Annotated in this window: 11 protein-coding genes; 10 read left to right on the top strand and 1 reads right to left on the bottom strand. The window is 63.2% G+C overall.

Annotated features, from left to right (window positions below; translation table 11 throughout):
- Positions 1-16 precede the first annotated feature (16 nt).
- From ggt to FHT09_RS17225, 4 genes are all read left to right on the top strand, one after another.
- The gene (gene ggt, locus FHT09_RS17240) at positions 17-1,765 is read left to right on the top strand and encodes a gamma-glutamyltransferase (RefSeq protein ID WP_104606587.1); all 1,749 of its coding nucleotides are present in this window, start codon (positions 17-19) and stop codon (positions 1,763-1,765) included.
- Between the two features lie 336 nt (positions 1,766-2,101).
- Positions 2,102-4,243: a TonB-dependent siderophore receptor gene (locus FHT09_RS17235; protein WP_104606586.1), complete on the top strand. Its 2,142-nt coding sequence runs from the start codon at positions 2,102-2,104 to the stop codon at positions 4,241-4,243.
- Positions 4,244-4,287: 44 nt separating this feature from the next.
- Complete coding sequence (locus FHT09_RS17230; protein ID WP_146096545.1) at positions 4,288-5,016, top strand: hypothetical protein; 729 nt, start codon at positions 4,288-4,290, stop codon at positions 5,014-5,016.
- A gap of 527 nt (positions 5,017-5,543) precedes the next feature.
- Complete coding sequence (locus FHT09_RS17225; protein WP_146096314.1) at positions 5,544-5,825, top strand: hypothetical protein; 282 nt, start codon at positions 5,544-5,546, stop codon at positions 5,823-5,825.
- Positions 5,826-6,068: 243 nt separating this feature from the next.
- On the opposite strand, the gene FHT09_RS17220 is transcribed toward FHT09_RS17225, so the two are convergent.
- Complete coding sequence (locus FHT09_RS17220; RefSeq protein WP_104537362.1) at positions 6,069-7,322, bottom strand: LysR family transcriptional regulator; 1,254 nt, start codon at positions 7,320-7,322, stop codon at positions 6,069-6,071.
- A 103-nt stretch (positions 7,323-7,425) separates the two neighbouring features.
- Between FHT09_RS17220 and FHT09_RS17215 the strand changes: the two genes are divergently transcribed.
- From FHT09_RS17215 to FHT09_RS17190, 6 genes are all read left to right on the top strand, one after another.
- Positions 7,426-8,097 (top strand): 4-carboxy-4-hydroxy-2-oxoadipate aldolase/oxaloacetate decarboxylase, encoded by a 672-nt coding sequence (locus tag FHT09_RS17215; RefSeq protein WP_104537891.1) that lies wholly within the window; start codon positions 7,426-7,428, stop codon positions 8,095-8,097.
- The gene (locus FHT09_RS17210) at positions 8,090-9,145 is read left to right on the top strand and encodes a 4-oxalomesaconate tautomerase (RefSeq protein WP_104606583.1); all 1,056 of its coding nucleotides are present in this window, start codon (positions 8,090-8,092) and stop codon (positions 9,143-9,145) included. The genes FHT09_RS17215 and FHT09_RS17210 overlap by 8 nt, the downstream gene beginning before the upstream one ends.
- Positions 9,146-9,187: 42 nt before the next feature.
- Positions 9,188-10,498: a C4-dicarboxylate transporter DctA gene (gene dctA, locus FHT09_RS17205; RefSeq protein WP_104537360.1), complete on the top strand. Its 1,311-nt coding sequence runs from the start codon at positions 9,188-9,190 to the stop codon at positions 10,496-10,498.
- A gap of 75 nt (positions 10,499-10,573) precedes the next feature.
- On the top strand, positions 10,574-11,887 hold the full coding sequence (locus tag FHT09_RS17200) for a carbohydrate porin (RefSeq protein WP_104537359.1): 1,314 nt from the start codon (positions 10,574-10,576) through the stop codon (positions 11,885-11,887).
- A 34-nt stretch (positions 11,888-11,921) separates the two neighbouring features.
- A complete protein-coding gene (locus FHT09_RS17195; protein ID WP_104606582.1) occupies positions 11,922-12,944 on the top strand; it encodes an amidohydrolase family protein in 1,023 nt (340 codons plus the stop codon).
- A complete protein-coding gene (locus FHT09_RS17190) occupies positions 12,944-13,831 on the top strand; it encodes an amidohydrolase family protein (protein WP_104606634.1) in 888 nt (295 codons plus the stop codon). The genes FHT09_RS17195 and FHT09_RS17190 overlap by 1 nt, the downstream gene beginning before the upstream one ends.
- The last annotated feature ends 611 nt before the right edge of the window (positions 13,832-14,442 follow it).

Below are 14,442 nucleotides of genomic sequence, written 5' to 3'. Positions count from 1 at the left end.
AAACCAAGGATCACCGATGCCCCGCAACGCCTCCACGCCTTTCCCGTCTGCTTGCCGCCGTGCACCGTGGATTGCGCTGCTTCTGCTTGTACTTCCCTCAGCATTCGCCGATGTACCCAACACCGTCCCACGCAAGGGCAACGTCGACGACGCACGCGGCTACCAGCCGATCCACCATCCGCTGCACGCCCGAGGGGGCGTGGTGGTCAGCCAGAGCCGACCGGCGTCCGAGGTGGGTGCCCGGATCTTGCGCGAGGGTGGTAACGCAATCGATGCAGCCATCGCCGTTGGCCTTGCCGAGGCGGTGACCTTGCCACGCGCCGGCAACCTGGGTGGCGGCGGAGCGCTGGTCATCTACGTGGCGAAGGACCGTCGCACTACTGCGTTTGATTACTATGGCTCGGCGCCGGCAGCGACCACCGCCAAGCTTCTGCTGGGTCGCGACGGCAAGCCCGAACGAGGCGCGTCGATCTCCTGGAAAGGCGTGGCCGTTCCAGGCACGGTCGCGGCATTCTATGCGGCACACCAGAAGTACGGCAGGTTGCCGTGGGCGAGTCTGGTACAACCAGCCATCGAGCTCGCCGAACAGGGCGTGCGCCTGTCCGACGACGAGGCGATGATCCTGGATTGGGCCAAGCCCACGCTTTGGCGCACGCCGGAAACCCGTGCGCAGTTCTTCAAGCCTGATGGAAGCAGCTACGTCGCCGGCGAGCTCCTGCGCCAGCCGGACCTGGCTTGGTCGCTACGTGAGATTGCACGCGATGGTGCCGACGCGTTCTATCGGGGGGAAATCGCCAAGCGCATCGTCGCTGCTAGCCGCAAGTACGGCGGAATCTTGAGCGCCAAGGACTTGACCAACTATCGCGTGCGCGAGCTGGAACCGGTGCGTTCCACTTATCGCGGCGTGGAGCTGGCGTTGGCGCCGTCGCCCTCGTCAGGTACCACGCTGGCGCAACTGCTCAACCTGATCGAGCCATTTCCGTTGCAACCGGCCGACGCCGGCAGCGCGAAGGCATACCACCTCATTGCCGAGGCAACACGCCTGGCCGGTGCTGATCGCAGTGCCTTCTCCGGTGGCCCCCCGCAGCACAACACGCCTAATGAAAGGCTGCTCGACAAGAAGTATGCATACCAGCGCGCCGCGCTGATTTCGCCTGAGCGCACACTGCCAGCCGAGGCAATCAAGGCGGGGGAGCTGCTTCAGCAAAGCCCTGATACCACGCATTACTCGGTGGTGGACGCTGAAGGCAACGCGGTAAGCAATACCTATACGCTGAGCAACAATTTCGGCGCGGCGGTGATCGCTCCCGGTACCGGCATCCTGCTCAACAATTCGTTGGGCAACTTCGCCTGGGGTGGTCCCAAGAACTCGCCCAACGCGCCGGCACCGGGTAAACGCCTGGCGACCACCATCACTCCGTTCATTGCCTTCAAGGATGGCAAGCCATGGATCGTGGCGGGCACCCCAGGTGGTGGCTCTATCATCTCGGCGTTGGCGCAGTTCATCGTGAATGTGGTCGACTTCAGACTCAACATCGCCGAGGCCACTGCGCGCCCGCGCATCAACGCCGCGCGCGATGGCACCATTTCCTACGAGCTGGCGCTGTCGCCGGACACGTTGGACAGGCTGGAGGCATTGGGCCATCGGGTCGAGCCATTCATCACCCAGACCAGCATTCAATCCATCGAGATCGCGCCGGATGGATCCGCATTCGGCTCCGCCGATCCGCGCCGGCCGGATTCGGCTGCAATAGGTGTGGAATAGCGGTGCGAACCTAGTAGCGGGGGAGAAATTTCCGGTTGGCCATTCCAAACTCTCGTGGGAGCTGCCACGCCATGACAGGCTTAGGCTGAGCACCACGGGGCGACCGGTTTCATCGCCGAACTCGAACGCGCATGAATCAAGGGCATCAAGCGTTCGATGATCATTTTTTTCCAGTTCTGCGAGCGTCTAAGGCGGGAGGCGGTCAACCTGACTGACGAAGCGACACGAACAGATCCGTCTCTGGATTGATAGGCGACCCACCTGAGGGTACAATAATGCGAACCATTCGCATTTATGGGATGGATTCGCTTTCCTGTCCTCCCCGCCAAGGCAGCCATGTTTCCGCGTCTTTCATTACTTGCGCTAGCGCTGCTGGCAGCAACGCCTGCGTCTGCTTCCGAATCGCCAATTTCCGGACTTGAGCCCGAGCGCTCGACCCAGTCAGTCCAGGCCGATCTGGACACCGTCAGGGTGGTTGGCCTGCGCCAGAACGGATTCACCGTTCCCGACAGCCAGACCGGGCCGTATCGCGGCCTGGACATGTTGGATGTGCCCGCCAATATCAATGTGGTCTCGCGCGATCTACTGGATGCACAGGGCGCCACCGGTCTTTACGACGCGCTTCGCAACGTTGCCGGCGTGGTGCGCCAGCAGCAGAGTGGGGTGGCTTACGACCAGATTTCGATCCGCGGCATCAACCTTGACAACCGTTCCAGCTATCTGTTCAACGGTGTGCTGCCGTTCGACAACAATGTGCCGATCCCGATGGAAAACAAGGAACGGGTGGAAGTGCTCAAGGGCGCGGCTGCGCTGTACTACGGCTTCGTCACCCCGGGCGGGGTGGTCAACCTGGTCACCAAACGCGCCACGGTCGCGCCGGTGACCTCGCTGTCGCTGTCCGGCGATAACCAAGGCTCGGCGCAGCTGCACGTGGACCTCGGCCGTCGCTTCGGCAGCCATCAACAGTTCGGTGTCCGCGTCAACGCGTTGAGCCAGAACATCCACCTGCCGATCGAGGACGACACCGGTTACCGCCGCATGCTCAGCGCCGCGCTGGACTGGGATGTCAGCAGCGACTTCAGCCTGCACTACGACGTCGAGCGCATCCGCGCTCGCATCACCGAGCAGGCCGCGGTGGTTCCGCCTGCCGCCGTCGGCGGCGTGATCACGCTCCCCGGCATGCCCGATCCCAGCATCCTGCTGTCGATGAAGGGCAAGGACACCTTGTCGGACGCCACCACGCATCTGCTCAGCGGCGAGTACGCGCTCAACAGTGCCTGGACGGCGCGTTTCAGCGTGGGCGAATCGGTCACCCGGCGCGACCGCTGGCTGTGGATCTTCGACAACTACTCGCTACGAACCGGCCAGGGCAGCGTCTATGGAGCCGACCAGAAAGGGCAGGAGTACACCAACAGCAATGCGCGGGCAAACGTGGAAGGCAGCTTCCGCACGGGCAGCGTGACCCACGACCTGCAGATCGGTGTCGATGCCAACAAGCTGTATCAACCCAGTTTCAACACCTTCATGTATCGGGCAGCGCAGAACCTGTACGACCCTATGGAGAGTGTCGACCTGATCCGCGCGCCCACCGGATCCAAGACGACGCTGCGCGATCGCGGCTTCCTGGAGCAGACCATCCGCAACAGTGGCGTGTATGCAATGGATCGGATCGGCATCGGCGACCGCTGGCAGCTGATCGGCGCGTTGCGCTATGCGCGCTACGGCACGCGACAGTTGGAGACTGCCGATTACGACGTCAGTGCCACCACACCGTCGGTTAGCGTGACCTACAGGCTATCGCCCAAGGCATCTGTGTATGCGAGCTATGTGGAAGGGTTGGAGTCGGGTGGTACGGCGCCGTCGGCCGCCGTCAACGCAGGCCAGGCGTTGCCGGCGGCGGTGAGCCGCCAGAAGGAAGTGGGCGCGCGCTATCGCATGGACAATGGAACGCTGTTGTCCGCTTCGCTGTTCTGCCTGGACCAGGCCTCGGCCGATACCGACGACAACGGCGTCTATGCGCTCAACGGACGCTCGCGTTATCGGGGGCTGGAATTTTCGGTTCAAGGCAACCTGACCGAGAACCTGTCGGCGGCGGTGTCGGGCATGCTGCTGGATGCCCAGATCGTGCAGGCGACCACTGCCAGCCTGGAAGGCAATACGCCCAACAACACGCCCGAGCGCACCGCCAGCCTGTTCTTCAACTATCGCGTGCCCATGCTGGAAGGCTTGTCGGTGAGCGCAGGCGGATTCGCACTGGCATCGCGGCCGATCGACGATCAGAACCGCGCCAGCATCCCCGGCTATACGACCTACGTCGCCGGTGCTGCCTACGCGACCCGGCTGCATGGCGTGCCGACCACGTTCAAGTTCAATGTGGAAAACCTGACCGACAAACGTTACTGGAGCGCGGCGGGCAGCGGGCAGTTGGCGATGGGCTTGCCACGTACGATCAATTTCAACGCCACCTTCGACTTCTGATACAAGAGGCTGTCTCGATGCGCGTGCGCATGAAATCCATCGCGGTGTCGATGGTGCTGGTGGGTCTTTGCAGCCAGTCAGTAGTGGTCCAGGCGGCAAGTCCGAACCTGGCTGGCAAACGCGTGTTCTATGTGACGCGTCTGGACGAGGTACCAGGCGCCACCGAGCGCCAGCGCGACGTTCAGCAACACGGTCTGAGCGCCGACAGAATCGTTGCCGCCCATCTGCAGCGGCTTGGCTGCGAGGTAAGTTTCTTCGACCAGACCGTCGACCCTTCCAAGGCGCAGGGCTTCGATCTGGTGGTGCTGTCCTCGGTGGTGCAGTCCCGCGAGATGGCCGACACCGGCTTCAGAAACGTCGCGGTGCCGCTGCTGACCTGGGAGAACGATCTGATGGATTCGCTGCGCCTGACCGGACGACGGAAGGGCGTGGACTACGGTGAGGTGGAGAAGGAGCACTACATCCGCATCATCAATGCACCGCATCCGCTTGCAGGTGGCCTGCGGAATGGCAAGACCTATGTCTATCCGCGCGACGTGATGATGGGTTGGGGCGTGCCTGCCAGGGCCGCCAGCGTGATCGCCACGCTACCGGGGGAACCCGACAAGGCGGTGGTCTTCGGCTACGAGAAGGGCGCCACGATGGATTACGACTTCGTCGCGCCCGCGCGCCGTGCGGCGCTGTTTCTGGACAACGACACCTTTTCGAATCTGAGTCCGGACGGACTCGCGCTGTTCGATGCGGCCGTCGACTGGTCGATGCGCAGGCCCTGAGTTCGCCGGACGATGGTACGTGCCGAACGTCGAGCTTTACCCGGTCAAAACGTGGCCTGATCTCGAACGCCTCGATTTCGGAGATGCGCAAGAGGCGTCGAATAATGCCTGCAGACAGGGCGATGTTTCCGCGCTTTGCCAAGATCACGATTTCAGCAGGCAAGCGCGGATGCACTTGAGCCACAACTGGTCAAGTTGAACGATCTTACGGCAGCCCAAGCGAAAGCAATGGGACACGAATCGAGAAAACTGACACATGCCCGACGACCTGAAATCGCCCGTTTGTAGGTGCTTGATGGTGAAGAAATATTTATCCCAAGGCGGCAAGTTGAGGGCGGCAATCTCAGCCAAAAATTCGCCCCACGCTCAACGAAGAATCAGCAATCACTCCACAAGTTCAGGAAGTGCCAACTAACTTCCTTGCGGTAGATGGCGCTATCTTTCTTCGTGGGTGGGGGGGCGCGTCGCTGCCGCGCTGCTCTTGCCGTACCCAGCCACCGATTAGGGCGGCGAACAACTCCAGCAAGATGAATCCCGGACTCGTTCTTGCTGTAGAAGGCTCTGTGGCAACTAGAAATTCTTTGAAGGATTACTTCCGGGCTACCGCCAGTACTTCTCGTCTGTCGCTGGACAAGGCAATGAGCGGGGTGGCGCGGCAAGGCCAAGATCGGCCATTTGTGGCAGAGGCGTTTCAACACCTTGGGCTGTATCTCATGGCGACCATGAGCAATGATGAGTTGAGCATGGGCAAGCAACTGGCACTCAAGGCAGTGAGTCAAAGTGGTGGCCTGCCTTTTGCCTTGGCGTAGTGGATTGTCATGTAGCGCGTGCAGCTAACCGAGCAGATCTGATACCCACATCCGATCGGGGAATTTACCTAAGGGCGCACTCCATGGAGGTAACCGAGAAAGGGGGTTGACTCGTCAATAACGCAGAAGATCACGAAGGCCTATCGGGGGTAAGGAGCATGGCAGCTTCCGATCCAAAGCAGACGCTCGCTTTTGGTCAATAGCGAAAGGATGAAGCTGCTTTGAGTCCTGACGCGGCGTCTGTCAGTTAGCTATACCTAAGTGGCGGAACGGCCAGGCCGGGACTCCATCTCGTCGCTGCGCGCAGGCCTGGCGGAAGTTCTCCACGAAGGCGCGCTGCACCGTGGTCGGGTGCCAGTCCGAGCGCATCGTCAGGCCGATCTGACGACGCCCACCGGCGACGTGAAAGGGAAGCTCGCGCAGCAGGCCGGCGCGTTGCTCGAACAGGAACTGGTCGCGCGACATCATCGTCAGCCAGTCGTCCTCGAGCAGCAGCCCGCGCATGACCAGGACCGAGCCCGACTCGACGCGCAGCGGCGGCGGGGAGTATCCATGCTGGTTGAACATGCGCTCCCAACGCTCTCGCATCGGCGCGCCGCGTGCGGGCATAACCCATGGATAGGTCAGTAGCGCATCGATGGAACATTCGGCCTGCACCAGTGGATGCCCGCATCGCGCCACCAGCACCGGTTCGTCGTCGAACAGCATCTCTTGCACGATGTCGGTCACCGGCGGCGGGTGACGGGTCGCGCCGATCAGCACATCCAGGCTGCCCTCGCGCAGGTGAGCCAGCAGTTCGGCGTAGGATCCTTCCGCGACATTGACCGAAGCCGCCGGAAACGCCCGCGCGAACCGGGCCAATACCTGGGGCAGCAGCACCGCACGCGCCAGCGGCAAGGTGCCCACGGCGATGCGGCCGGCGCCCTGCGCGCGTAGCGCATGCAGCTCATCCATCGCCGCCGACAGTTCGGCCAGCGCCAGGCGCACGAAGCGCAGTAAGCGTGTGGCGGCCAGCGTGGGCTGCACGGTCTTGCCCTGGCGGTTGAACAGGGTGACGCCGATCAGCGTGGATAGTTCCTGCACGGCGCGATAGACCGCAGGCTGCGACACGCCGCTGCGCACGGCGGCCAGGGAATAACTGCCTGCCGCTTCCACTGCGATCAGCGCACGCAGCTGCGGCAGCGTGACGCGGCGCTCGACCGCGGGCAGGCCCGGCAGGCGCGCCAGGCGTCGCGCGCGTTGCACGCCTTGCGCCAGGTATGCCAGGGCGCGCTCGATGCGCGCCACCAGCAGCTGGCCCGCCGGGGTGGCGACCATGCCGCCGGGGTGGCGGTCGAACAACGGCTGATCGACCAACCGTTCCAGCCGCGCCAAAGCCTGGGTCAGCGCCGGCTGCGACAGGTTCACCTCGTCCAGCGCGGCCGCAATGCTCCCGCGACGATGAATCGTCGGCACGGCCGCTAGATGCCGCAGGTTGAACTCGGGAATGGCCTCCATCGAGACAAACTATAACCAAATTGAATGGATAAGTCGCAAAACGAAATTGGATAGGACGGCTTGCCGGAACAAACTCGCCCATCGCTAACGGAGGATGGATGCAATGACGAGAGTCGTGACCCGGATCGAACGTGCCGCAGGGCCCGCCGTGGAGGGCCTGTCACAGGCCGGCGTGGCCACCGCGCACGAGGCCCAGGGGCGCAGCGGGCTGATGCATCCGCGGCTGCGGCCGATCTACAGCGGGGCGCGCATCGCCGGCACCGCGGTGACCGTATCGGTGCCGCCGGGCGACAACTGGATGATGCACGTGGCCATCGAGCAACTGCAGCCGGGCGACGTTCTGGTGGTGGCGCCGACCAGCGAATGCACCGATGGCTATTTCGGCGACTTGTTGGCCACATCGGCCCAGGCGCATGGTTGCCGCGGGCTGGTGATCGATGGCGGCGTGCGCGACGTGCGCGACTTGACGCAGATGCAGTTCCCCGTGTGGAGCCGCGCCATCCATGCGCAGGGCACCATCAAAGAAACCTTGGGCTCGGTTAACGTGCCGGTGGTATGCGGGGGCACGCTGGTCCACCCGGGCGATGTCGTGATCGCCGACGACGATGGGGTCTGCGTGGTGCAGCGGGTCGAGGCCGAACGGGTGCTGGCAGAGTCGCAGGCACGCGAAGCGCGCGAGGCCGACAAGCGCGCGCGCCTGGCCGCTGGCGAATTGGGCCTGGACATTTACAGGATGCGCGAGCGCCTGGCGGCCAAGGGGTTGGACTATGTCTGAGGGCGTGCGTGCGATGTGGATGCGCGGAGGGACGTCCAAGGGCGGTTACTTTCTCGCAGATGATCTGCCCGCCGACCGCGACGCGCGCGATGCTTTCCTGCTGCGCGCCTATGGCTCGCCGGACGCGCGCCAGATCGACGGGATGGGCGGGGCCGATCCGCTGACCTCCAAGGTGGCCATCGTCTCGCGCTCCCAGCGCGCCGATGCCGACGTGGACTACCTGTTCCTGCAGGTCATCGTCGATAGGGCACTGGTCAGCGATGCGCAGAACTGCGGCAACCTGCTGGCCGGCGTGGGCCCCTTCGCGATTGAGCGTGGCCTGCTGCCGGCCACCGGCGATGAAACTGTCGTGCGGATCTTCATGGTCAACACTGGCAAGCTGGCCACCGCGACGGTCGCCACGGCGGGTGGCCAGGTCACCTATGCAGGTCAGGCGCGCATCGATGGCGTGCCGGGGACGGCGGCGGCCGTGCCCCTGGCCTTCGCCGATATCGCAGGGTCAAGCTGCGGTGCGCTATTGCCCACGGGCAACGTGGTCGATGAGATCGATGGCCTGCAGGTGACGCTGATCGACAACGGCATGCCCTGCGTGATCCTGCGGGCACAGGACCTTAACCTGCGTGGCGATGAGGGCCGCGGCACCCTGGATGCCGACACCGCCCTCAAGGCCCGTCTTGAGCACATCCGGCTGCAGGCCGGCCCATTGATGCGGCTTGGCGATGTCACCGACAAGTCGGTACCCAAGATGACGCTGGTCTCCGCGCCGCTGCAGGGCGGTGCGATCAACACGCGCTCCTTCATTCCGCATCGCTGCCACGCCTCCATCGGCGTACTCGCCGCAGTGAGCGTGGCCACCGCCTGCCTGCTGGAGGGGTCTGCCGCGGCAACGCTGGCGCAGGTGCCCGCTGGTGTGCACAAGACGCTTGCCGTCGAACACCCCAGCGGGGCAATGGACTGCGTGATCGAACTGGACCAGGACGGGACCGTAATCAGTGCCGGCCTGCTGCGCACGGCGCGCAAGCTTTTCGATGGCGTGCTGTACGGCTGATCCGTGCACGTCCGGATAATCACTTCTGGGAGGAAGTCTGCAATGACCGCAACAGGCAACACCGGCCGCTTCGGCGTGCTGGGGCAACTCTGGTTCCAGGTGCTGGCCGGCACGCTGATCGGCATCGTGCTGGGCTGGCTGGCGCCGGAGGCTGGCGCGGCGATGAAGCCGCTGGGCGATGCCTTCATCCAGCTGATCCGCATGATGATCGGGCCGATCATCTTCGTCACCGTCGTGCACGGCATCGCCGGCATGAACGACATGAAGAGCGTCGGCCGCGTCGCATTGAAGTCGATCATCTACTTCGAGGTGATCACCATCCTGGCGCTGGTGATCGGGCTGATCGGCGTGGACCTGTGGCAGCCCGGCGTGGGCATGAACATCGACCCGGCCAGTATCGACACCGGTTCGATCCAGGGCTACGTGCATACCGCACACGACCAAACGGTCACGGCGTACCTGATGAACATCATTCCGACCACGCTGGTCAGCGCGCTGACCGAGCCACACGTGCTACAGGTGTTGTTTGTGGCGGTGTTGTTCGGTGTGGCGCTGGCGGCCATCGGTGAGCGTGGCAAGCCGGTGATGACGGTGATCGAAGGCACCTCGCTGGCGCTTTTCAAGATCGTCGGCTACATCATGTACTTCGCACCGATTGGGGCCTTCGGCGCCATCGCCTTCACGGTCGGAAAGTTCGGCGCTGGCTCACTGGCTTCGCTGGGTGAGTTGATCCTGGAGTTTTTCGTGGTCTGCGCGGTGTTCACCGTGGTGGTGCTGGGCAGCGTGGCTTGGTGGTGTGGGGTGAGCTTGTGGCGCCTGCTGTATTACATCCGCGACGAGATCATTGTGGTCGCCGCCACTACCTCTACTGAGACTGTGCTGCCGCGCTTGATCCAGAAGATGAAGGGTGCTGGCTGCGAGGAAAGCGTCGTTGGCTTCGTCATTCCCGCCGGCTACTCGTTCAACCTCGATGGCACCTGCTTGTACCTGACCACTGTGGCGGTGTTTCTGGCCCAGGCTACCAATACGCCGCTGACCTTCTGGCATGAGCTGGGCCTGATCGGCGTGCTGCTGTTGACTTCCAAGGGCGCTGCGGGCGTGGCAGGCGCCGCTTTCGTGGTGCTGGCGGCTACCTTGTCCACGACCGGCACGATTCCCGTGGCCAGCATCGCGTTGATCCTCGGGATCCACCGCATCCTTGCAGAAGGCCTGACCTTCGTGAACCTGGTCGGCAATGCACTGGCCACCGTGGTCATCGCCAAGTGGGAAGGCAAGCTCGATCGGACCATGCTTGCCCAGACCATCGGCAATCGGGCCACGCGCCAGCGTCATCTGGCCGCGAACGACGCCTGACCTAACTCACGCGGCGCCACGCCACACGTCCATCACACGATCACCTGGCCGCGACGCGGCCGGCTCGGAGGGATCATGTCCACTTTCCATCACCATCTTTGCGTCATCGCGCTCGGCGCGGCCCTCGCAGCACCCGCACTGGCGCAGTCGCCGACCGGCAGTACCACGCCATCCACACAACGCACACTGCCCGATGGCGTGCAACTGTCACTGGACTTCGTCGGCAACGTGGCAGGCAACCCGGTGGGTGGCATCGCGCATGGCGCCGAAGCGTCCTACTGGGTCATGACGCAGGGACGCTTCGATCTGGACAAGCTCTGGGGCTGGAAGGGTACCGAGCTGGATACCCAGGCCGCATACTTCAACGGCGACAACCTCGCGCGGGAAAAGATCGGCAACTCGATCAGCCCACAGCAGACCTGGCGCCCGGTGGGTGGGGCGCGCCTGACCCGGCTGACCTTGAGCAAGAAATTCGACAACGGCCTGACCCTGACGGCCGGCCGCGCGCCGGTGAACAGCTACTTCAACAATTCGCCGCTCAACTGCGTGTTCATGAGCAACGTAATGTGCCTGACCACCTACGGGCCCATCGCGGATATCGGCATCACCGCGTTCCCGAATTCCTCATGGGCCGGCCTGGTGCGATGGGACGTGGATGACCGCTGGTACATGCAGGCCGGCGCTTTCGATTACAACAACACACTCAATTTGGCTGACAAGCATGGCCTGGATTTCTCGTGGAACGAGGGAACCGGTACCGTGGTGTCGGGCGAGGTGGGCTATGAAACCAGCCTGGCCAAGGACCGCTATGCGCGCCGCTACAAGCTGGGCTTCTACCGCAATGACGACGGTGGCCGCAGCCCCTACTTCGATGCCGATGGCAACTCCGCGGCGCTGACCGGCAAGCCTACTGTCGCGCTGGACGGCGCGCGCATGGGTTGGTACGTGATGGGCGACCAGACAGTGCAGCGCGGGCAGGGCACGCGCAACCTGACGGTGTTCGGGCGCTACTTCGTCAACACTGGCAATGTTGCATCGATCAAATGGCATGCAGCGACGGGGTTCGTGAAGACCGGCACGTTCGAAGGCCGCGATCGCGATACGTTTTCCGCTTTCATCTCCAACACGCATTTCGACGACGAGCAGATCGCCTATTTGCGCGACCGCCGGGCCAAGGCCGGCGGCACCGGGGCGCCGTCGGCCGACGAAATCGTCGGCGAGATCAACTATGGCTGGCAGGTTCGCCCGGGTCTTCGCGTCCTGCCGAACATCCAGTATGTGATCAACCCCGACCCCATCTATGCACCCACCCGCATCACCGACATTCCCGACGCATTGATCGTTGGGCTGCGCGTGGACGTGCAGGTCGCCCATCTGATGGGCTGGTAGCACCGTTCTTTCGTTTCTGTCTCGAGGTTCCCCCATGATCATTGACTGCCACGGCCACTACACCACCGCGCCCGCCGGCCACGACGCTTTCCGCAAGGCGCAGGTGGCGCACTTCAAGAATCCTTCGCTGCCTGCGGCGCAGTACCCGGACATCTCCGACGACGAGCTGCGTGAGAGCGTCGAGCAGAACCAGTTGCGGCTGCTGCGCGAACGCGGCGCGGACATGACGATCTTCTCGCCGCGCGCCAGCACGATGGCGCATCACGTCGGCGACGAAGCGGTGAGCCAGGCATGGACGCGCCACTGCAACGACCTGGTCGCGCGGGTGGTCGGTCTGTATCCGGAGACCTTCATCGGTGTGTGCCAGCTGCCGCAGTCGCCGGGCGTGCCGATCGACCATTCGATCGCCGAGCTGGAGCGCAGCGTCAACGAACTCGGCTTCGTCGGCTGCAACCTCAACCCCGATCCATCCGGCGGCCACTGGACCGGCGTGCCGCTGACCGATAAGGCTTGGTATCCGTTCTTCGAGAAGATGGTCGAACTGGACGTGCCGGCGATGGTGCATGTCTCGGGCAGCTGCAATCACAACTTCCACGCTACCGGCGCGCACTACCTCAATGCCGACACCACCGCGTTCATGCAGTTCCTGCAGGGCGATCTGTTCAAGAATTTCCCGCAGTTGCGATTCATCATCCCGCACGGGGGCGGCGCGGTGCCGTATCACTGGGGCAGATTCCGCGGGTTGGCCGACATGCTGGGCAAGCCGCCGCTGGCCGAGCACGTGATGAAGAACGTGTTCTTCGACACATGCGTCTACCATCAGCCGGGCATCGACCTGCTGTTCGAGGTGATCGACGTGGACAACATCTTGTTCGGATCGGAGATGGTCGGCGCGGTGCGCGGGATCGACCCGCAGACCGGGCAGTATTTTGACGACACCAAGCGCTACATCGACGCGCTGTCCATTTCCGATGCAGACAAGCAGAAGGTGTTCTCCGGCAATGCGCGCCGCGTCTATCCGCGCCTGGATGCTCAGCTGAAGGCAAGGGGCCTATGATGAGCATTTTCCAGAAAGATGCGGACTGGATCGACTTCCATCCGAATCCGAGCAAGCCACTATTCGTGCCGCCGTCTGGCGCGGTGGATGCGCATTGCCACGTATTCGGTCCGGGCGATGTGTTTCCGTACGCGCCAGAGCGCAAGTACACGCCCTGCGATGCCGGCAAGGAAAAGCTGTTCGCGCTGCGCGATTTCCTCGGCTTCGAGCGCAACGTGATCGTGCAGGCGACCTGCCATGGCGCTGACAATCGTGCGCTGGTCGACGCGCTGCGGGCAAGTGCGGGCTGCGCGCGTGGCATCGCCACGGTGCGCGATACGGTGAGCGATGCCGAACTGCGCGAACTGCACGATGCCGGCGTGCGTGGCGTGCGTTTCAACTTCGTTCGCCGCCTGGTGGATCCCAAACCGGATGCCTACTACCAGGCGATCATCGAGCGCATCGCGCCACTGGGCTGGCACGTGGTGATCTATTTCGAGGCCGCGGACCTGGCCGAACGCTGGGACTTTTTCACATCGCTGCCGACCACCTTGATAGTCGATCACATGGGCCGACCGGATGTCACTAAGCCGGTCGAAGGCGAGGATTTCCAGCGATTCGTGCGCCTCATGGAGCATGATAACGTCTGGAGCAAGGTCAGCTGCCCCGAGCGGCTCTCGAAGATCGGGCCTGATGGCTATGACGACGTAGTGCCTTACGCCAAGCATCTGGTCGAGCGCTTTCCCCACCGCGTGCTGTGGGGCACCGATTGGCCGCATCCCAACATGACCACGCACGCGCCAGACGACGGCAAGTTGGTGGATTTCATCCCCAAGATCGCTCTGACCGCCGAACTGCAGCGCAAGCTGCTGGTCGACAATCCGATGCGGCTCTATTGGGCCGACTGATCACGACTGCGCATGCTTCGGCCGGTGTAGGAAAATGTCGCTTCTGACCGGAAGCGGACAGTTGCAGGGTAGGGATCAGGAGGATTTATCGAGGGTAGGGAAGGGCCGCTTCCGACCTTTTGCGGACCTTGAGATTCGCAGAAGGTCCGACACCTGAGTCGGACTAGCTAGCCTGGAGAAACACTCTTGAAACCAGACCATTCCTCACTAGTTGGACCGACTCGGGGGACGCCGAATATCGACGCCGCGTGGCGGATCAGCTGTGGGAGTTCGATCAGGTACCTGGACACCGGCACTGGCCGAACTGCACTCCAAACTGATCCGAATCGCCGACGAATGTGCCTTCCAGCGCCGGAATGGATGCAAACTGCATCGGCATGAGGCCGGTGTCTGACGACCTCAAATCGCCCCATTTGTAGATGCTTGATTGTGAAGAAATATTCCTTCCAACGCCGCGAGTTTAGGGCGGCAATCCCAGCCAACAAAGTGCCCCGCGCTCAACGAAGAGCCAGCAATCGACATCCCCCCGCCCTGAGTAGCGGCTTGGTTTAGAGTCCGGGGGTAATGATATCGGTGTTGGCCAGATGTTGGGCATAAGCAGCCGGGGTCAT

Source organism: Xanthomonas sp. CFBP 8152, assembly GCF_014199025.1.
GTDB classification, from domain to species: domain Bacteria; phylum Pseudomonadota; class Gammaproteobacteria; order Xanthomonadales; family Xanthomonadaceae; genus Xanthomonas; species Xanthomonas arboricola_B.
Note: the sequence above shows the minus strand (reverse complement) of the source record. Positions and strands in the feature narration are given on the sequence as shown.